The sequence below is a fragment of the Spirillospora sp. CA-294931 genome (assembly GCF_050946795.1).
In the GTDB taxonomy this organism is placed as follows: Bacteria; Actinomycetota; Actinomycetes; order Streptosporangiales; family Streptosporangiaceae; genus Spirillospora.
In genome coordinates this window covers 4712250-4730872 of sequence record NZ_CP192006.1, presented here as the reverse complement: position 1 = coordinate 4730872, position 18623 = coordinate 4712250, and the positions used below count along the sequence as shown (strand labels likewise).

Annotated in this window: 17 protein-coding genes and 1 pseudogene; 8 read left to right on the top strand and 10 right to left on the bottom strand. The window is 70.4% G+C overall.

Annotated features, from left to right (window positions below; genetic code table 11):
- Positions 1 to 230: 230 nt before the first annotated feature.
- Entirely contained in the window at positions 231 to 401 is a 171-nt protein-coding gene (locus ACQPY4_RS21315) for a hypothetical protein (protein ID WP_433323209.1), read from the top strand.
- Between the two features lie 17 nt (positions 402 to 418).
- On the opposite strand, the gene ACQPY4_RS21310 is transcribed toward ACQPY4_RS21315, so the two are convergent.
- Complete coding sequence (locus tag ACQPY4_RS21310) at positions 419 to 1012, bottom strand: DUF6506 family protein (RefSeq protein WP_433323207.1); 594 nt, start codon at positions 1010 to 1012, stop codon at positions 419 to 421.
- Between the two features lie 88 nt (positions 1013 to 1100).
- On the opposite strand from ACQPY4_RS21310, the gene ACQPY4_RS21305 reads away from it, so the two are divergent.
- Positions 1101 to 3950, top strand: coding sequence for a BTAD domain-containing putative transcriptional regulator (locus ACQPY4_RS21305; RefSeq protein WP_433323205.1), 2850 nt, complete (start codon positions 1101 to 1103; stop codon positions 3948 to 3950).
- Positions 3951 to 4267: 317 nt separating this feature from the next.
- Here ACQPY4_RS21305 and ACQPY4_RS21300 read toward each other — a convergent pair whose 3' ends face one another.
- The gene (locus ACQPY4_RS21300; protein WP_433323203.1) at positions 4268 to 5374 is read right to left on the bottom strand and encodes a tyrosine-type recombinase/integrase; all 1107 of its coding nucleotides are present in this window, start codon (positions 5372 to 5374) and stop codon (positions 4268 to 4270) included.
- Positions 5375 to 5755: 381 nt separating this feature from the next.
- Here ACQPY4_RS21300 and ACQPY4_RS21295 point away from each other — a divergent pair, with 381 nt between their 5' ends.
- Together ACQPY4_RS21295 and ACQPY4_RS21290 are read left to right on the top strand one after the other, a co-directional pair.
- Positions 5756 to 5905 (top strand): hypothetical protein, encoded by a 150-nt coding sequence (locus ACQPY4_RS21295; protein ID WP_433323201.1) that lies wholly within the window; start codon positions 5756 to 5758, stop codon positions 5903 to 5905.
- 28 nt (positions 5906 to 5933) lie between these two features.
- Positions 5934 to 6557: a hypothetical protein gene (locus ACQPY4_RS21290; protein WP_433323199.1), complete on the top strand. Its 624-nt coding sequence runs from the start codon at positions 5934 to 5936 to the stop codon at positions 6555 to 6557.
- Positions 6558 to 6846: 289 nt separating this feature from the next.
- Here ACQPY4_RS21290 and ACQPY4_RS21285 read toward each other — a convergent pair whose 3' ends face one another.
- The 3 genes from ACQPY4_RS21285 to ACQPY4_RS21275 form a co-directional block, all read right to left on the bottom strand.
- Entirely contained in the window at positions 6847 to 7755 is a 909-nt protein-coding gene (locus ACQPY4_RS21285) for a hypothetical protein (protein WP_433323197.1), read from the bottom strand.
- 606 nt (positions 7756 to 8361) lie between these two features.
- Complete coding sequence (locus ACQPY4_RS21280; protein WP_433323195.1) at positions 8362 to 8934, bottom strand: hypothetical protein; 573 nt, start codon at positions 8932 to 8934, stop codon at positions 8362 to 8364.
- A 397-nt stretch (positions 8935 to 9331) separates the two neighbouring features.
- Entirely contained in the window at positions 9332 to 10099 is a 768-nt protein-coding gene (locus ACQPY4_RS21275; RefSeq protein WP_433323193.1) for a tyrosine-type recombinase/integrase, read from the bottom strand.
- Positions 10100 to 10502: 403 nt separating this feature from the next.
- Between ACQPY4_RS21275 and ACQPY4_RS21270 the strand changes: the two genes are divergently transcribed.
- Positions 10503 to 11261 carry a hypothetical protein gene (locus ACQPY4_RS21270; RefSeq protein ID WP_433323191.1) on the top strand — a complete coding sequence of 253 codons (759 nt, stop codon included), beginning with the start codon at positions 10503 to 10505 and terminating at the stop codon, positions 11259 to 11261.
- Positions 11262 to 11820: 559 nt separating this feature from the next.
- Here the strand turns inward: ACQPY4_RS21270 and ACQPY4_RS21265 are convergent.
- The 5 genes from ACQPY4_RS21265 to ACQPY4_RS21245 are packed head-to-tail and all read right to left on the bottom strand — an operon-like array spanning position 11821 to position 15761.
- Positions 11821 to 12645, bottom strand: coding sequence for an alpha/beta fold hydrolase (locus tag ACQPY4_RS21265; RefSeq protein ID WP_433323189.1), 825 nt, complete (start codon positions 12643 to 12645; stop codon positions 11821 to 11823).
- Positions 12642 to 13823 (bottom strand): aminotransferase class I/II-fold pyridoxal phosphate-dependent enzyme, encoded by a 1182-nt coding sequence (locus ACQPY4_RS21260; protein ID WP_433323187.1) that lies wholly within the window; start codon positions 13821 to 13823, stop codon positions 12642 to 12644. Before ACQPY4_RS21260 ends, ACQPY4_RS21265 begins: the two co-directional genes overlap by 4 nt.
- An 8-nt stretch (positions 13824 to 13831) precedes the next feature.
- On the bottom strand, positions 13832 to 14446 hold the full coding sequence (locus ACQPY4_RS21255) for an RraA family protein (protein WP_433323185.1): 615 nt from the start codon (positions 14444 to 14446) through the stop codon (positions 13832 to 13834).
- Positions 14443 to 15099: an RraA family protein gene (locus ACQPY4_RS21250; RefSeq protein ID WP_433323183.1), complete on the bottom strand. Its 657-nt coding sequence runs from the start codon at positions 15097 to 15099 to the stop codon at positions 14443 to 14445. The genes ACQPY4_RS21255 and ACQPY4_RS21250 overlap by 4 nt, the downstream gene beginning before the upstream one ends.
- Entirely contained in the window at positions 15096 to 15761 is a 666-nt protein-coding gene (locus ACQPY4_RS21245; RefSeq protein WP_433323181.1) for an RraA family protein, read from the bottom strand. Before ACQPY4_RS21245 ends, ACQPY4_RS21250 begins: the two co-directional genes overlap by 4 nt.
- A 74-nt stretch (positions 15762 to 15835) precedes the next feature.
- Between ACQPY4_RS21245 and ACQPY4_RS21240 the strand changes: the two genes are divergently transcribed.
- The 3 genes and pseudogenes from ACQPY4_RS21240 (at position 15836) to ACQPY4_RS21230 (ending at position 18516) form a co-directional block, all read left to right on the top strand.
- Positions 15836 to 16783: a LysR substrate-binding domain-containing protein gene (locus tag ACQPY4_RS21240; RefSeq protein ID WP_433323179.1), complete on the top strand. Its 948-nt coding sequence runs from the start codon at positions 15836 to 15838 to the stop codon at positions 16781 to 16783.
- Positions 16784 to 16816: 33 nt separating this feature from the next.
- A pseudogene (locus tag ACQPY4_RS21235) lies at positions 16817 to 17299 on the top strand (Tn3 family transposase); the annotation flags it as partial.
- A 590-nt stretch (positions 17300 to 17889) separates the two neighbouring features.
- Positions 17890 to 18516, top strand: a complete 627-nt coding sequence (locus ACQPY4_RS21230) for a dihydrofolate reductase family protein (protein ID WP_433323177.1) — start codon at positions 17890 to 17892, stop codon at positions 18514 to 18516.
- The last annotated feature ends 107 nt before the right edge of the window (positions 18517 to 18623 follow it).

Below are 18623 nucleotides of genomic sequence, written 5' to 3'. Positions count from 1 at the left end.
AGGCCGGGATGCTCAAGGGTGGGGAGCGTCCTGACGGGGTGAGGTTTGGGGTTCAGGAACGTCGACGACGACACGAAGATGCTCGTCGGACTGGCGATGTGCTGCGTCGTTCTGCTGGTCGGCATCATTTTCGCGATCGTCGGCGCCGAGCGCCGCGCGATCGTGCCGCCCTGGCCGCTGCTCCGGGCGATGCTGACCGAACCCGAGCGGAAGCGTTGCCCGGCCGGGTCATGCGCCGGCTTGTCGACGTCGGCACGCGGCCTCTCCCGCCGCCGGGCCGCACCCGTTACCGCGAGGAGTTCGCCCGCCATCTGTGCGAACGCCCCCGGCGATACCGCCTGGCCCGTGCCTGCCACCTGGTCCTCCAAGCGCTGCGCGCGACCCTCGCGGGGCCGTCGTGAGACGGCCCCCGCCGGGATCAGGCGCGGAAGGCGGCGGCCGCGTCCATCGATTCGAGGCCGTAGGTGATCGAGCCGACCGGGGCGCCTCCGGCGGCCGCGTGCACCCGGGCCACCGCGTCCGCGCCGAAGCCGCCGAACAGCTCGATCAGCCCGACCCTGTGCTCGGCGGCGACCCGCTCCGCCGCGGCGATGTCGGGCACGGCCACGGTCGTGAACCGGGCACCGCCGCCGTGCTCGCGGACGACCCGGTCCCGGTCCGGGTCGGCGCCCGGCACCAGCACCAGGAACAGCTCCGACTGGACCTCCCCGGCCAGGAACGCCAGGTGGTAGCGGGAGATCGCGGCCAGCGACTCGCCGCCATAACCGATCGCCCCCACCGGCGCCCGGTCGCCCACCTCGGCGATCACCCGGGCGGCGCCGACCGGCCCGAAGCCGCCGCACAGCTCCACCAGCCCGGCGCCCTCGTCGACGAGCCCGGCGATCACCGGCGCCGCCTTCTCCTCGTCCGGGACGGCGACCAGCGTCACCCGGCGTCCGCCGCCCTCGAACACGATCCGGTCCTTGGCCGGGTCGGCGTCCGGCAGCGGGTAGATCACAACTGACTGGGACATCGCGCTCACTCCTTCGTCGTTCTCCTTATGCCGACGACGCTAGGAGGGGCCGCTGATGATCGGCTGACGGTCGGCTTACGATCACGGCATGCGATTCGGGGTGCTCGGGCCTCTGGCCGTCTGGACCGACACGGGGGAGGAGGTCGTCGTGCCGGGCGCCAAGGTGCGCGCGCTGCTGGCCGACCTGCTGGTCCATCACGGACGGGCCGTGTCCGCCGGAACCCTCATCGAGGACCTGTGGGACGGCGCGCCGCCCGAACAGGCGGCCGGGGCGCTCCAGTCCAAGGTGGCGCAGCTCAGACGGGCACTGGAGCTTGCCGAGCCGGGCGCGCGCGCCCTGGTGGAGACCGCGCCGCACGGCTACCGGCTGCGGGCCGATCGAGTGGACGCGGCAAGCTTCGCCGAACTCGCCGCAAGCGCGCGCTACGAAGAGGCCCTCGCCCTGTGGCGCGGCCCCGCCTTCGCCGGCTACTCCGAGACCCCCTTCGCCCGCGCCGCCGCCGAGCGCCTGGAGGAACAGCGCGTCACCGCGTTCGAAGGACTCGCCGAACAGCGCGTCGAAGCCGGCGACCACCGGGCCCTCGCCGACGAGCTCCCGGCGATGCTGGCCGCCCATCCCCTGCGCGAGCGGCTGCACGCCGTCCGGATCCGCGCCCTCTACCGGGACGGCCGCCAGGCCGAGGCACTGGGGGCGTACCGCGAGATTCGGGACCGCCTGGCGGAGGAACTGGGCGTGGACCCGGGGCCCGAGCTGGCCGCCGTCCACCAGGCCGTCCTGCGCCAGGATCCGTCGCTGTCCGACCCCGGCCTGCCCGTCCCGCTGACCGCGCTCATCGGACGGGACGAGGCGGTGACGCGGATCCGCGAACTCCTGGGCGCGCACCGGCTGGTCACGCTCACCGGTCCGGCCGGGGTGGGCAAGACCAGGCTGGCCCTGGAGGTCGCCGCCGCCGAGGAGGGCGCCCGCCTGGTCGAGCTGGCCGGGATCGACGCCGCGGGCGCCCGCGAGGACGCCGCCGTCCTGGCCGAACGCATCGCCGCGGTGCTCGGCGTCCGGGGCGACCTGGCCCGGGCCCTGCGCACCCGCCGGCTCCTGCTGGTCCTGGACACCGTCGAGCACCTCGCCGTCCCGGCGTCCCGGCTGGTCGTGGCGCTGCTGGGAGCCGCGCCCGGGCTGCGCGTCCTCGCCACCGGACGCGAGCCGCTGGCCGTCCCGGGGGAGCGGCTGTGGCCGGTGCCCCCGTTGGGGCGGGACGACGCCGTCCGGCTGTTCCGGGAGCGGGTCGCGGACGCCGTCCCCGAATTCGTCGGCGACACCGAGGAGATCGCCGCGGTCTGCCACCGCCTGGACGGGCTGCCGCTGGCGATCGAACTGGCCGCCGCGCGCGTCCGCACGCTCGGCCTGCGCGAGGTGGCGTCCCGGCTCGACGACCGCTTCCGGCTGCTCGGCTCGGGCGCCCGCACGCTGCGCGCCGCCTTCGACTGGAGCTGGGAACTGCTGGACCAGCGCGAACGCGCCGTCCTGCGCCGCCTGTCGGTCTGCGCGGGCGGGTTCGACCTGGCCGCCGCCGAGGCCGTCGCCACCGGCCCCGGTGTGCCTCGCGACGAGGTCGCCGGGACGGTGGCCGCCCTCGCCGACCGCTCCCTCATCGCCGTCGAGGGACGACGGTTCAGGCTCCTGGAAAGCGTCGCCGCCTACGCCCGGGAACGCCTGGCCGAAGCGCGCGACCAGGCCGCCGACCGCCACGTCCGATACTTCACCGAACTCGCCGAGGAGGCCGACCGGCACCTGCGCGGCCCCGACCAGCGTGAATGGCTGCGCCGCCTGGACACCGAGACCGCGAACCTGCGCGCCGCCCTCGACCGCGCCGACGCCGAGCACACCCCGCGGCTGTGCGACGCGCTGGCCTGGTACTGGTTCCTGCGCGGCCGGTACCGCGAGGCCCACCGCGCCTTCGGCAACGTCCCGGACAGCACGAGCGCCCTGGTCTGGCGGTCCGCCCTGGAAGCCTGGGAACGCATGCCGCGCCATTCGGTGGAACCACCGGACGACCTGTCACCCCGCCAACGCTGGCTCCTGGGCTTCGCCCGCTCCGACGGCGGCGACCCGCCCGCCGCCATCGCCCTGGTGACCGACGCGCTGACCCGCTTCCGCGCCCTCGGCGACCGCTGGGGGACGGCCGCCGCGCTCAGCGTCCTGTCGTGGGAATCGCTGCGCCTGGGCGACCTGACGGCCGCGAGCGCCGAAGGTGAGGAGAGCCTGACGCTCTTCCGCGAGCTCGGCGACCGCTGGGGCGAGTCCCGCGCCCTGCGCCTGCTGGGCGTCCTGGCGGAAGTGGCAGGCGACTACGACCGGGCGAGCCGCCTCCACCACGAGGGCCTGACCAAGGCCGAGCAACTGGAGCTGTGGCCGGTCGTCGTGGAACAGATCTCCCAACTGGGCAGGCTGGCCGCCCTGGCCAAGCACTACGACCAGGCGGACGCCCACTACCACCACGCGCTGCGGGTAGCCCGCGAGCGCTCGTTCCACCACGGCGTCATCCACGCTCGCGTCGGCCTGGGCGCCTCGGCCCGCCGTCAGGGCGATCTCGACACCGCCGAGGAACACCTCCGCGCCGCCGAGGAGGCCCACCGCGCCGACGGCTACCGCTCCGGGCTGGCCTACGTCCTGGCGGAACTGGGCTTCGTCGCCGAACTCCGCGGCGACGCCCCCACCGCCCGCGCCCACCACCAGGAGAGCCTGGCCCTGGCAACGGACGACCCACGCACAACAGCCCTGGCCACCGAAGGACTCGCAGGCGCGGCATCCCTGGAAGGCAACCTCACAGAAGCATCCCGCCTCCTCACCGAAGCAGCCCAGATCAGACCCCCAGCCGAACGCACCGACGTCGACCGCATCACCGCAAGGATCACTCAGGCACTCGAAGCCCCGCGATGACGGCCGCCTCCCGCTGCCCCTCGGCCACCTTCCGAGCCACCCGCTCCCGCTCGGCCCGCAGCACTCAGGCTTCGGTGATGGTCATACCGTCACGTGCGATGTCCATAGTCCTGAGCATGCGCAGCTGGTCGGAATCGAGGGCCGCTCACCAGGAACCTGATCGTTGTCTCGCGCCAGTCGTCCCGCCACGTGCCAGATGGTCGCCTGAGGCTTTGCGCTCCGGGCGGACGCGGCGGCCACCACCGTCTCATCGCGCGCGGCGGGCTTTTGGCAAGCGGAGGCTCTTGCCCGTGAACGGTCTGCCGGCCCGGCCGCGGCTATCGGTCATGGGCATTGCGCGCGGGTGAGTCGCGGTGTTTGGCGATGATGCGGGTGAGGTCGGTGACCGGTGATGCGGCGAGCTTGTGGTTGGTGTCGTCGTAGCCGCGGGTGGTGCGGGGGTCGGCGTGGTCGGCCAGGTCCTGGACCTTGGCCAGTGGCACGTCATTGCCGAGCAGGGTGGTGATGACGGTGCGGCGGCCGCTGTGCGGGGTGAGGCGGGACGCGGCAGGCAGTCCGGCCTGTTTGGCGATGCGGCGCAGGATGTTGGTGACGTCGCGCTGGGTCAGTGGTTTGTCGCCGGGCTTGTTCGGGTCGTAGGGGTGCGGGGTGGTGACGATCAGCGGCCCCGCGGGAAGGTCCCCATCGGCGTGGCGTCGAGCGCGGACGGTGAGGTAGGTGTCCAGCACCCGGGCCAGTTCGCCGTCGGCGCGCACATAGCCGCGTCCGTCGGGACCCTTGCCTTTGGCGCGGTACCACAGCACGCGGTAGCCGGCTTCGGTGCTCAAGTCGTCCCGCCCGGCACCGGTGATCGCCGAGACGCGTAGCGCGGTGTAGAACAGCAGCGCGATGACGGCGGCGTCGCGCCAGGCGGCTTCGGTGTCCTGTTCGCGGGCGCGGCCTTCGGCGGTGTCGAGCAGTTGCGCTGTCTCGGCGGCGCTCAGGGACGGCGCCTTTCGGGCGGAGGCGGCGATCTGGGCTGAGGAGGGCCGGCTGGCCAGCAGCGTCGGGTTGCGGTCGGCGACGTCGTTGGACTGCAGGTAGGTGTACCACGACGACACCGCGGCCAGCCGCCGCGCCCGGGTCGCCGAACTCGCCGGACGGGTGGCGCCAGTGCGGGTCATGGCGGTCATGGAAGCGGTCCAGTCATCGGCGTCCGCACGCCGCGCGGCCAGCGGATCCAGGCCGGTGCGCGCGCAAAAGTCCAGCCACCCGGCCAGATCGCGATAGTAGGCGCGGCGGGTGGCGTCACTGTTCTGGCTGCGCAGCCACGCGGCCGTCAGCGCGCGCAGCCCGTACCGGTCACCGGGGACCTCTGGCACCAGAGCGGGCAGCAGCGCAACAGCGTCATCGAACAGATCACCAAGGCCGGCCGCGGCCTCCACGGGCCGCCGCGCAGGTGGCACGGCCGCAAGGCCACCGACCGGCGGCGGCGCCGCAGGCGCCGCCCCGGCCAGCTGCGCGGCAGGAGCGGAACCTGAGACCTGGTTGGAAACCTGGCCTGGAGGCAGATCTGGGACAGGGGCTGGGACAGGGCGCTGCACAACCTCATAGTGGTCCACCGTGCGTGATTCGATCGAATCGGCGCGCGGACTTGCACTACCTCGAACCCGCACGGACCGGTCATGCGGCGCGCTCAGGCGGTGCGGGCGTGCCACACCCTGCGGCCAGCGGATCCGGCGCAGCGTGCACGGGCCGCGGCTCGGGAGCACGGCCGGTCAACGCAGCACGGCGCCGCCGGCTCCCGGACAGGCCGGATGCTCAAGGTGACCAGTCCGCGGGCCGGCTACGCCGCGTTCCTGGGCTGGCTCAGGGCCTTCTACCTCGACATCGCCCAGTGGGCCCTTGAAGATCCGGCCCGCTGGAGTCCTTGGGCGGCCCCCCAGCCCGATCAGCTCCACCGAGATCACCTGTAAGAAGGACAACACGCGACGCGAAGCACGGATGGACCAGCGCACCCGGGAACGGCCCACCTTGATCTGGACAGCCGAAGGACGTCTCCGTGACGCCAGGATCGGACTGGCGGCCCTCCGCGCGGCTGAGGGAGGCGAGCCCTTCGCTGTCCTCGGGGAGACGTTCGTCAAGGGCAGCCGCAATAACCGGCTCGACAGCAACGGCTCCACCTGCGCCTTCGACGAGTCCGGCCGCCGCCGCAACCTCGTCCTGGACGAGCACCGCGCGTTCTGGGGCTGGGCCGCGATCGAGTTCCTCCGCCACACCGGGGTCCGGATCAAGGAGATGCTCGAGACCAGCCAGCACAGCATCACCCAGTACACGCTGGCGACCACCGGCAAGCTCTTCCCGCTCCTGCAGGTCGCGCCCTCCAAGACCGACGAACAACGGCTCCTGGTCGTCAGTCCCGAGCTCGCGGACGTGCTCAGCGCGGCCGTCACCCGGATCCGCGGCGCCGATGGAGCGGTTCCTCTGCTCCCCTTCTATACCAGCCAGCATGGCGGGACTCGATCGTTCCCTCGTGGCCGACCACGGGTTCACTCCTTCGCCCACGGGGGGTCGGGCGGACGTCGCGGCGCAGCCGACATCAATCATCAATCGGGTGCCCAGCGCTGACAACACCTCTGGTGGTGGGCGGGACCCAGCACCCGCACGAGGCGCCGGCAGCCAGTGCGGCGAGCGGATAACGCGCATGGAGTCGGCCGCCAGCGGCACCCACCGCTGGGCCAGCGCTGCGCCGACGGCCAATCCGAACACCTCGCCGCCGAAACCGCCGGCCACGCCTGATGACGCGGACTCCGCAAGTGCAAGAAGAGGTACCACACCGAGCACGCGCCAATGACTGACAAATGATCCGCCAACGCCACTGACGATCGCTCCGCGCTCGACATCGGTGTGGGCGTCTTTAGTCGATGGTGTCACGGACCAGGAGGGTGACGCCGACGGCGAGGCCGTGGAACGGGTCGCCGGGGGCGGGCCTGTAGGCGGCCTCCGCTTCGCGGGCCAGGCACAGGGCCAGCAGGCGGATCGCGGTGGCCTTGTGGGGCGTGAGCGGCTCCTGCTGGGCCAACACCGGGGTCGCGATCGCTTCGAGGCGGCTCATCGCCTGCCGCGCCCAGGCGCTCGCTGTCGTGCGGTCGAGCGCGCGGCGTCCGTCGCGGATGTTGACGGCCAGGTCGCCGATGGCGGCCTCGTTGCCGCAGTCCAGCTTGGCGCACGCCGCGGCGTGCAGGACGCCGGCGACGCGGCGGCGCCACGGGCGCTTGGGCTCCTGGTTGAACAGGTAGAGGCGGGCCTGGTAGTACATGCCCCGTTTGAAGACGCGGTCGAGGGCGCGGTCCAGCAGCACCGAGCCGGTCTTGCCGCTGCCCAGGCTCGCAGGCATGCGGGCTTCGCGGAGGTGCCTCTGCGCCTGGCCCCACTGTTCGCTCAGCTTTTCGGCCCGCTCCCTGTCGATGGGGTTGTCGGGGTCGGTGGCCATCGAGAAACTCGCGTATGCGTTGTTCTCGCTGCTGATGGCCAGGCTCAGCTGCCGGGTCGCGGTGATCGCGGCGGTGAGGTCGCGGTCGGCGTCGTGGCGGGGGACCAGAGCGCGGGCCAGTTCCCGTGTGGTCGCCCCGGCCGCCTGGAGTTCCGCTCCGCAGTCGTCTGCCATGTCCTTGGCCACCCCGAGGGAATGGCCGCCGTTGTCGCGGCGGATGTTCCAGACCGCGCGCTCGAGCAGTATCCGCGCGAGCAGCGGCGCCGCCCGGTCGACGTCGGCGACGATGTGGTGGGCGAGCGCCCTGCGGTCGATTCCACTCGGCGCGTCCATGAAGGCTCCCGGCCGTTGGCGAAACCTTGCCTTTGACGCAAGCCTAATCAACGATCGAACCGGCGGCCCGACGCATCGGGCCGCCGGACGAGGACGTGCGGAATGGTCAGGCCTTGAGCGGTACTGGCCCTGCACCCCTACGAGGTGGCCGCCGTCATCGGGCCGACCTCCCGGCTCAAAGCACGCGAGTTCGCAGATTCCCGGTGCTTGACGTGCTCGGAACCCGCGCGCTGATATGCCCGCCTAGTGCGGGTTGCGAGCACAAAGAGCGGACGCTTCTCCGCCTCGGTGTGACCATCAACGTCATGAAGTGGTGGCGACGCAAGCCCGCACGGCCTGTGGACATTGATCCCGATCTCGCCGAGGAGTTCGTGTGGAAGTTCGGCGAAGAGATCGCCTAAGCCATCCGGCTGACCGGCAAGGACCAGTCGGCGGTCGGTCGGTCGACCTGGGCCCCGTTCCCGGTCGATGAGGCCCTGCAGCAGATCGAGGGCCTGCTCAGCGAGCGGTTCACGCTACGCACCTCCGTCAAGGTGGAGTGCAGGCCACCGCGAACGGCCGCTGGATCGTCTGCATGATGGACAAGCCAGGCTGAACTGGGGTGCGTCATGCATTGGAGAGTCCGCTGAATCCACGGATTGAGCCGGGTCCCAGGATGGCCGGATCGGGTTTGATGCGAAGGAGGAGATACAGGCGCAGCTGTGGGGAAATGAAGACCTGCAAAGTTCCCACCGAGCCGCGGAAGGGGCCGCCTTTCAGGCCGAGGCGTTCGGGGTCGTGTTCGATGAAGCGGACATCGTGCAGGTCTTCCCAGGCAAAGGCGGCGACGTGATGGTAGGACAGCCTCGATCGCACCCACAGCTGAAGGAAGGCGGGGTGCAGGACCAGGTGTGCCTTGGTGTTCTTGAGCGGGGCAAGGTCTCCGGCTGAAACACCTCCCAGATCAAGGCTCGGCTGCCGTTCGATCAGTGACAGGTCGAGCCGGTGCGCGGCGCCGCCAACGCCGGTCAAGCGGACCGGCAAGGCAAACCGCGTCGCACGCCGGACCAGCAGGATCCGCCAACCGAGCCCGTCTTTCCTGAGTACCGCGTGGATGACCAGCAAGCGAGGTATCCAACGCCGCGCCATTATCAGGAGCATTATCGTGGCCAGCGAACCCACCGCGATCGTGATCAGCACATGGCACCTCGCCTTTCAAGGGGATGGCACATCCCATCATCTGTGCGGCAGCCGGGTTCCCTCCCATCACATCACCACGACCGCAAGCTTGTCCGCCGTATCCACGGAGACAAGTCCGTTCCGTAACGCATAGCTAAAGCACCGTTCACAGACAGCTTCTGAGGGCGGGACGGCTATCCAGAGGGGGTTCCTGTTTGGCGGGCGGGGCGGGCCAGGAGGGGATCTGCCGGGGCGGGAGGTTGGCGACTCGCCAGTGCCCGGGGTATCGGGTGCGGCAGCGGCGGCAGTGAGCGGTCCCGCACTGTGACGTGACTTGCTGAGCGTCGTACTTCCTGACGTGGTGCTTGTTGAGTCCGGTTGGTTTGAGGTGAGGGTGTTCGGGATGCCGAACGGGGCTCTAGTGGCGGCGTCGAGCGGCGGGATCGGTTTCGGCGGTGACGCGGGCGGAGGTTTGTTCACCGAACTTGACGTAGAAGCCGAGGCTGCCCAGATGCAGGTGGCGGCTCTTGGCTTGGAGTTTGGCGGCGGTGCGCCGGTCGGCGGCCAGGTGGGTCAGTGCGGAGTGGCGTAGTTGGTGCAGGGTCCAGCCGTCGCCGTGCGGGTCCAGTGCAGTTGAGGCCGTTTTGAACAGGTGTTCCGCGCGGGGGTAGGACAGCCGGGCCCGCCGGGTGGTGGGGCAGAACTCGGCGGCTGCGGGGGCGCGTGGTCCGGAGGTGGGGGCGCGGCGGTCGGCTAGGAACACCGGCCCCGAGGTGCGGTGTTCAGCAGCCGGGCGGTGCCGGTCTGCCAGTGCACGTACTCGATCGCGCCACCCTTGGAGACGACGCAGGCGGCGGAACTCGGTGTCCAGGTCCTCGATGTCCAGGGCGAGGATCACCTCGGCTCGCGCTGCCGTCTCGTAGAGCATCTGCCACAGGAAACGTTCGCGCAAGACGTGGGAGTTGTCGCGGAACAGCTTGTGCGGGCGGGCCTTGGAGATGAACCGGTCGCCGCGGCGGGCAGGTTTGCGGCGCTGCAGCCTGCGGGCCGGGTTGGTGACCAGGATCTCTTGCCGCTGCCCCCAGGCGGTGAAGCTGGTCAGCGCGGAAAGGTGCCGGTTCCAGGTTGCGGCCGCCGCGTCGTTCCACCGGTCCATTACTGCGGCGAAGTCGTCGGGAGTCAGCATCGCGACCGGAGTGGCGCAGTCGATCGCCGATCGTCGTGAGCATGATGAGCAACAGCGGGACACCGGTCGTTGACCTGGGATCATCGCTGGTGTGAGCCGACGAGCAGGCGTTGGTGCCCGGCGCGTCCTGCTCGACCTCGACCCGGGGTTGTCCTTGGGAAGCCCGGACGACCAACCGGAGCAACGGATCACCACCGGTCCACCTGACCGGCGCCCGCTTCGACGCGCTGGGCTCGGTGACCGCCTCCAAGTCTGGCCTACCCCATCTCCCGTAGCGGGGGCCTGTCCTGGCAAGCGGCAAATTGCCGCGGCCACCGCGATTGTGGGGAAATCTGTCGGGGTTTTGCCGTCGCCTGAACCCGGTGCCGATGGAAGGCGTCTGAGTCGGGCGAAGGGGGTGACGGTGATGGTGTACGTGAAAGCCGTTTTGATCATGGTGACCGGAGTGGTGTTCGGGGTGGCGGGTGTCGCCTTGGCGCTGAGCAGTGAGGTACTTGGCGGTCTTTTCTCCGTCGGGTTCGGGTGGATCTGCTGGTTTGGGGGGCTCTTGCTGTTCCCGCCGCGCTGGGACGCCGAGCCCGAACGGGGCGAGATCGAGGTCGGCGGGGTGTGCACACCGGCGCTGATCTTCCGGGTGCGCCGTCAGGACAGGTTGGCGTTTCTGTCGGTGGTGCCGCTCCTGCTCCTGGGGATGGCCCTGGGGTTGATATGGCTGTTGGCTGGAGGCCTATCCCTTGCCCAGGGAGATGGCCTGGGCGGCTTCGCCCTGATCCCGGGGGCTGTCCTCACCGCGGCGACCGGGCTGCTGGGCGCCATGGGCGTGGCCGCCTGGAGGCGCCGGCGCAGGCCGCAGTATGTGGCCTGCACCGCCGACATGATCCGGATTGAGTTCCCCGCGAGCAGCGGGGACGTCCCGTGGGATGACATTGTCGGTTTCTCCGAGTTCGAGGTGAACAGCCAGAAGTTCTTCGGCCTGGCGTTGCGTTCCGGCGCGACGGCGGAGATTCGGACGAGCCGCTGGATGCGCCGCCTGAACCGCGCATTCGGTGCGGAACTCTACGTCGGCTTCAACAGCCTGCTCAGCCACCCCGATCTCCTGGCCGACGCCGTCCAGACCTACCGCTCCTCCCCACAAGCCCGCGAAGCCCTCCGCGCCACCTAGAGGCCGGGGTGGGACGGTGGTCGCGGGGTGGCTAGGTGGCCCTCGCTACCTTGGGTTGGGCGACGCGCAGGTCAGCGCCATGAACTGTGTCGAGGCATGGGCCGCTGATGCCGAGTGGGCTGCCGCTGGACAGGTCGTCGTCAAGGCCGCGCGGGCCGCCGAGGTCGAGCGTCCCGACGCCGCTGGCGGCGGGAGTGCTGGCCCTCGACGAAGTCCTTGGAGTTGTCGACGTCGAAGGCGACGAGGCTGCCATATGCGATTGGCTGCCTGCATCACCTACGCCGACCACCCTGAGCGCATCGACGAGATGGCCACAGAGTGGGCCGAGGGAATCGAAGCGTATCCAGGGAACCTGCCTAGGCTCCTGAAATCCCTGCGGCGACGTCGTGATGATCAGCTCGAGGCGCGCCGCTCACCGTGTCATCACCTCTCGGGCCGTCACCCGCGGGCTGGGCACCAGTGTCCTGACTGTCGGAATTTTGATCCGCAGCCGCCGATGCCCGTTCCCGGCAACGTCTATGACATAGCGCCGGTGCCGAGCCGACGCCGGGCCGGTCTGTCAGGAGCCGGTGTCGGCGTGTGTGACCATGTCGGTGATGTGAGCCCACATCTGCGGTGGGTTGGAGTACATGGGGAAGTGGGCGCAGTGCTTGATCTCGGCGAGTTCGATGCCGCCTTCGGCCAGGGCGGGGAGATAGGACAGGGTGTTGTTCTGCTCTCCGTACATGAACATCTTCGGCGCGGGGAGTGCGAGGAACCGGTCGAGTAGCTTGCCGTGGTCGGAGAGGTCGACTATGGACTCGAAGATGGATTTGACCGTTCCGGCCCGGACCTTGTGGGGAAGGTTCGAGGCGTACAGGGCGCCGCCGTAGAAGCGGGATCCGCCGACGCGTTCGGTGAACCGGGCCAGGAACTCGTCGGGATCGTCGTGGGAATGGGTGATGATCTGTCGGCTGAGGAAGCAGTCCTCGGGTGCGAGGTTGCCCTCGATGTTGGTAAAGCTCGCGACTCTGCTGGGGTCGCGGTCGGCGAGCAGGAGTGCGGTCAGGCCGCCCATCGAATGCCCGACGAGGTGGAACCGGTCGATCTGCAGCGCCTTGAGGACCTGTTCGGCGACGGAGACGAGGAAGGGGATGGAGACGGCGCCCAGGTCCGCGCAGCCGCTGGCGCCGCAGCCGGGGGCGTCGTAGGCCAGGACGGGGCGGTCGGCGAGCCGTGCCTGATGAACGATGTCGGCGTAGTCCTCCTTCGTCGAGCCGAAGCCGTGGAGGAAGACCAGGGGCGTGCCGGTGCCGGCGCGGTGGAAGCCGGACACCTCGATGCGGGTCGCGCCGACGGTGAGGGGGAGCGTGAAGGGTGGTTCGAGCTTGGTGACGGGGCTCATCGGGCCACCTTCGGCTGTTGTGCGGATGGCTCGTAGTCCGCAGGGGCGAGGACGGCCTGCAGTCGCTCGATCGCGGTCATCAGGGTCTCGTCGTCGACGGCGAAGCACAGCCGGATGCGTCCGGGGGCGTTGAACGCCTCGCCGGGTACGACTGCGAGGTGGGCGGTGACGAGGAGCCACGTGGCGAGGTCGGCGCTGCTGGACCAGCCGCGGTCGCGGAGGAGGCCGCTGACGTCGGGGAAGGCGAATATGCCGCCGTCGGGCAGCGGGCAGTCGATGCCGTCGATCCCGTTCAGGGCATCCACGAGCGACGCGCGGCGGCGCCGGTAGTCGCGGGCTGCCTTGGCGGGTGTTCCGGTGTCGCACAGGGCGGCGCGGGCGGCATGCTGGTTGATCGTCGGGACGTGGGTGATGGTGCGGGACACGTGCAGTCGCGCCGAGGCGATGATCTCCGGTGGTGCCGCGAGCCAGCCGACGCGCCAGCCGGTCATGGCGTGTTCCTTGGACACTCCGCCCACCACGACGGCACGGCCGCGCAGTCGCGGAGCCACGCGCAGGATCGACCGGTAGGTTCCGGTATGGTCGAATGCCCGGTAGATGTCGTCGCTGATGACCCAGATGCCGTGCTGCTGTGCCCAGTCGGCGATCTGCTCCAACCGGGGCGCGGGGTGAACGGCGCCGGTGGGGTTGCCGGGGCTGGAAAGGATGACCGCCCTGGTACGGAGGGTACGGCAGCGGTCGAGGGCCTCGGCCGAGACGCGGAACTCCTCGTCGGAGGCGACCGGGGCGGCGACCCCACCGGCGGCGGCGACGACCTCGGCGTGCCCGGGCCAGCCGGGTGCCGCGACCAGGACTTCGTCGCCGGCCTCGATCAGCGCCTGGGTGGCGAGGAAGAGCGCGTGCTTCGCGCCGAGGGTGATCTGCACGTCGTCCGCACTCCAGGCGAGTCCGGTATCACCGGCGACGGCGGTGGCGACCAGCGCACGCAGGGCGGGGTCGCCCTGGGCCGTTGCGTAGTGGTGGGTGGCGGGGTCACGGACGGCCTCGACGGCGGCCGCCACGACCACGGCGCTGGTGGCCGCCTGGGGCTCTCCGGCGGCGAGGGTGATGACGTCGGCGCCCTGGGCCCGCAGCGCTTGGGCCTTGGCGGCCACGGCAAAGATCGGATTGTCGGTCATCGGCGCCGTCACCGTCCCGCGGCTTCGAAGTTGTTGTAAAGGTCGAGGGTGCTGCGGCCTTCCCGCAGCCGCTTCATCAGCTCCCTCTCGTGGGTTACACGCGCGTCGGCGCGGTCGAAGATCCGCTCGGTGTCGGGCGCGGGAAGCGCCACGACTCCGTCGACGTCCCCGACGACGAGGTCGCCGCTGTGGATCGTGATCCCACCGACCTTGACGGGACACCCGAAGACGCCGCGGAAGTCCTTGCGGGTGCCAAGAATGGAGTTGTTGCGTGAGAAGACCGGGAAGCCGAGGGCCTCAGTCTCCGTTGCGTCGCGGGCGCCGCCATCGATGAGCAGGCCGATGATTCCCCGGTGCTGGGCGGCAACCGTGAGGATCTCGCCCCAGTGGCCGAAGCGGGCGCCGCCGACATCGGCGACCAGGACCGAGCCGGGCGGGGCGTGCAGTATGGCGTGGTGCAGGGCCAGGTTGTCGCCGCCGGCGCCCTGCACGGTGAACGCCGGGCCGCACAGCCGGGCACCGGCCCACAGCGACCGAATCCGGGGGGACAGCGCCACAGGCAGGCCGGACGCCTCGGACAGGGTCGCGCTGGAGTGGCCGCGGGCGCGGTCGTTGGTGTTCATGAGGGGTCCTTGCGGGTCTGGAGCAGGTGGTAGCCGTGCTGCGCACGCGCCTCGGCGAGCGTGGCTCCACCGCGGACGGCCGCGACGATGGCCTCTTCGAGGCGGTCGATGCGGCGGGCGACGTGGGCGACCTGGTCCCAGTGAGCGGCCGGGACGACCACGGCGCCGTCGTCGTCGGCCACGAGGATGTCGTCGGGGCGGATGAGGACGCCGTCGATGGTGACGGGTGTCTGGACCGCGGCGACCCGGACGCGGTCCTTGCCGGTGCGCATGAACCGGGAGGCCGACCAGATCGGGTAGCCGGCGGCGGTCGCGATGGCGACGTCGCGGCAGGCGCCGTTGATGACGGTGCCCGCGATGCCGCGCTCGTGGGCGGTCTGGCTCATGATGCCGCCCCACACCGTGCAGTCGGTGCGACCGGCGTTGTCGATCAGGATCACCGCGCCGGTGGGGACGTCGTCGAGGAAGTCGCCCACCGTGCCTCCGGTCTCGTCGACCGGCTCGTAGGTCACGGTGAAGACCGGTCCGACGGTCCGCTGGCCCTGACGCAGTGCACCGATGCCGTGCAGGGATCCGGGGAGCCCGAGCGAGTCGAGGGCGTCGGAGACCGACGCGGTGGACAGATCGGTGGCGAGGTTCGAGGTGTCACTCATCGGACCGGCTCCATTGCTCCGGCAAGGCGGGCGTCGTGCATGGCCTGGGAGACAGGCGTGCCCGCGCGCACCTCGTCGGCGATGGCGCGCTCCCGGGCGAGGATGATGGTGGCGATCTCCGCCACTTGCTCGGCCCGTCCCCGCGGGACGACAACGAGGCCGGTCTCGTCGGCGACGACGACATCACCCTGTTTGACCGTGAGCCCGGCGACGGTCACCGGCTCGCCGGTGGAGCACTGCTGCAACCTGCCTCGCGCCGTGGTCGGGATCGACCCCCGCGAGAACACCGGGAAACCGAGCTCGCGAGCCTCCGCCACGTCCCGGCACACGCCGTCGGCGACGACGCCACGCACCCCGCGACGGGCCGCGCCCAGGCTCAGGATGCCGCCCCAGCACGACACGTCGGTGCGGCCCTGGTTGTCGACGACGATGACGCTCTGGTCGTCCGCGGTCTCGACGGCCGTGGTGGCGATGTGGGCTTCAGCCGGGCCCTGGGTGCGCGGTTCAAGCCCCACTGTGACGGCGAAGCCGACAACGGCCGCGGGGCCCCACACCGGACGGATGCCGCCGACTCCGGAGGCAAGCCCGAGCCGGTCGAGCGCGTCGCTGACCGCAGCCGAGTCGAGCGCTGCGAAGCGGTCCAAGACAGACGTGTTGCTCATGGCTTCCACTACAACAGCACGCATATATATTTGGAAGGTCTGATTTCCTCTCTTAGTAAGAGGCTGTGCGAATCATGGTGGAGATCCGGCAGGCCCGGTATTTCGTCGCGGTCGCCGAAGAACTTCACTTCGGCCGTGCGGCGCAGCGGCTGCGGATGTCCCAGCCGCCGCTGTCCCAGGCGATCAAACAGCTGGAACAGCGGCTCGGCTGTGAACTGCTGCACCGCACGCAGCGGTCGGTGGCCCTCAGCCCCGCCGGTACCGTGTTCCTGGACCACTGCCGCGCCCTGATCCGGTACGCCGAGGAAGCCGAGGCCGCCGCCCGGCAGGCCGCCACCGGGCGCGGTGGACGGCTGAGCCTGGGCGCCGTCGCCTCGGCCTTCTCCTGGCCCCTGCCGCTCGTACTGGAGCAATTCCACGAGGCCCTGCCGGACGTCGAGATCCGCACCCAGGAGATCGACACACACGAGGCAGCAGCGGGGCTCCTCGACCGCTCGCTCGACTGGGCGATCGTGCGCCAGACCGCCCCAGCGCGCGGCACCACGGCGACCACGCTCTTCGCCGACCGGTTCGTTGCGGCTCTGCCCCTGCACCACCCCGCCGCAGACACCACCGGCCCACTGGATCTGGCGGACCTCGCCAGCAGCCCGTGGGTATGGCTGCACCGCCACATCTCACCCGACTACCACGACGCCATGGCGACCATGTGCCGGACCGCCGGGTTCAGCCCAGTCCCGGCCCATTGGGCACGGTCGGTGACCACGCAAATCGCCATGGTCGAGTGCGGACTCGGCGTCACCGTCGTGCCCGCCGCCGCGTCCGCACCACGCCCCGCCGTCCGTTTCAGACCACTCCATCACGCAACAGCGACCATCGAACTCACCGCCATGACGAGATCCAACCCCGGTGCACTGCCCGAACGCCTCACCGCCATCGCGACTCAACTGACGACAGCGACCACACCAGGCAATAAACCCGCCTCGATCGTCGAACAGTTACCAGGCCGCTCACCGGGAGATTGACACGGGATGGTTCGGATCGCCCGAGGCGGGTAGCCGACGCCGCTGGGGCGGGCGTTCGCCGAGTACGGCCGAATCGACAAGACCCTGCACCTGCTGTCGGTGCTGGACCCGATCGACAACACCTACCGCCGCACCCTGGGTCGTCAGCTCAGCGTTCAGGAGTCGCGGCAACGGCTCGCCCGCAGGATCTGCCACGGCGGCGGCGGGAAGATCCGCCAGGCCTGCCGGGAAGGCCAGGAGGACCAGCTCGCCGCACTCGGCCTGGTCGTCAACGCCGTGGTGCTGTGGAACTCCACGTACCCGTCGGCGATCATCGACCACCTGCGCGCGGCGGGCTGGACCTCCAGTGAGGGCGTCGGGGTGACCGACGAGAACGTGGCCCGCCTGTCCCCGCTCGGCCACGTCCACCTCAACTGCCTGGGCCGCTACGCCATCACCCCGTCGACCCCCAGCCAGGGACTCCGGCCGCTGCGCTCACCCGCCGACGGTCACGACGACGAAGCGGAGATGGACTGACCGGCCCCGACCAGCAGCGGACGCCGCAGCGCGGAGAAGGGCGCTGCCGTTGCGCTGAAATCTTCGAGAGCCTGCGCCACATCAGGTGGCAGACTGATTGACCAGCTTGATCTCGATGGCCAGCACGCCGAGCGCTTCCTTCCCCGGGCCGTAGATGCGGCCGATGTTGGCGAGCTACTGGTCGCGGGGGCCTGCTGGGTTTCAGCCTGTCAGCTCCTTCGGTATCCACCTTCCGGTATCCGGCAGCTCCTCGGACTGGCGAGCCGGGCGCCGCGCCTGACGCGGCACCGGATTCCGGTCGCCGACGCAACACCCATCAGCAACGGCCAGTTCCTCGGCCGGTCTTGTCGACGTGCGGCCCGCGTGGGGCGCTGGTGACCTGGTGGTCGGCAACACTGAGCGGGCCACAGGCACGACAGTGCGGCGGTCATTCCCGGAACCACCTGGCTGTCGGTTCGCTCACAACCGGCGCGTACCAGAAGATCTTCGAAAGAAATCCGGGCGGCGGTGTCGGATCGGGGTGGTGGTGTTCGTGGCATGGGTGAGAGGCCGCCCACGAGGGGCCGCCCAAGGAGAAGGGAACCGCGATCATGAAACTGACGACTATCACGCACGTCACTGTCGATGGTGTGATGCAGGGACTCGGCGGGTCGGACGAGGACCGCACGGGCGGATTCGAGCGGGGCGGCTGGGCCTTGCCGCTGTTCGACGACGAGGTCCAGACGTTCCTCGGCCAGGCCTTCCAGCGCGCCGACGCGTTCCTGTTCGGCCGGCGGACCTTCGAGATCTTCGAACGCTCGTGGGGAACCGGCTCCTGGGGGGCAGAGCAGGGCGACAACCCGATCTCAGTGGCAGTGAACACGCGGCCCAAGTACGTGGCATCGACCACGCTCACCGACCCGCAATGGGCGGACTCGACCGTCCTGTCCGGTGACATCGCGGCCGCCATCGGCGAGCTGAAGACCAAGCTGTCCGGTGAGGTGCAGGTGCACGGCAGCGGCAACCTGGTCCGCTGGCTGCTGGACAACCAGCTGGTCGACGAGGTCACCCTGCTCACCTATCCCGTGGTCGTCGGCCAGGGCACACGGCTGTTCCCCGCCACCGGCCCGGACACAGCACTGGACCTGGTCGACTCGCGAGCCACCTCGAATGGCGTGACGATCCAGGTCTACCGGCCCAGCGGGCGCCCGCAGTACGCGACCGCCACCACGACCTAAGTGGCGCAGTCAGCGAGAGTCAATCGTGGATGGGTGCGGGTTGCAGCGTGGACAGCTGGGGCCTGGTAGCCGGGCCCATCGCCGCGAGCGCCGTCCCTGCTCCGTTA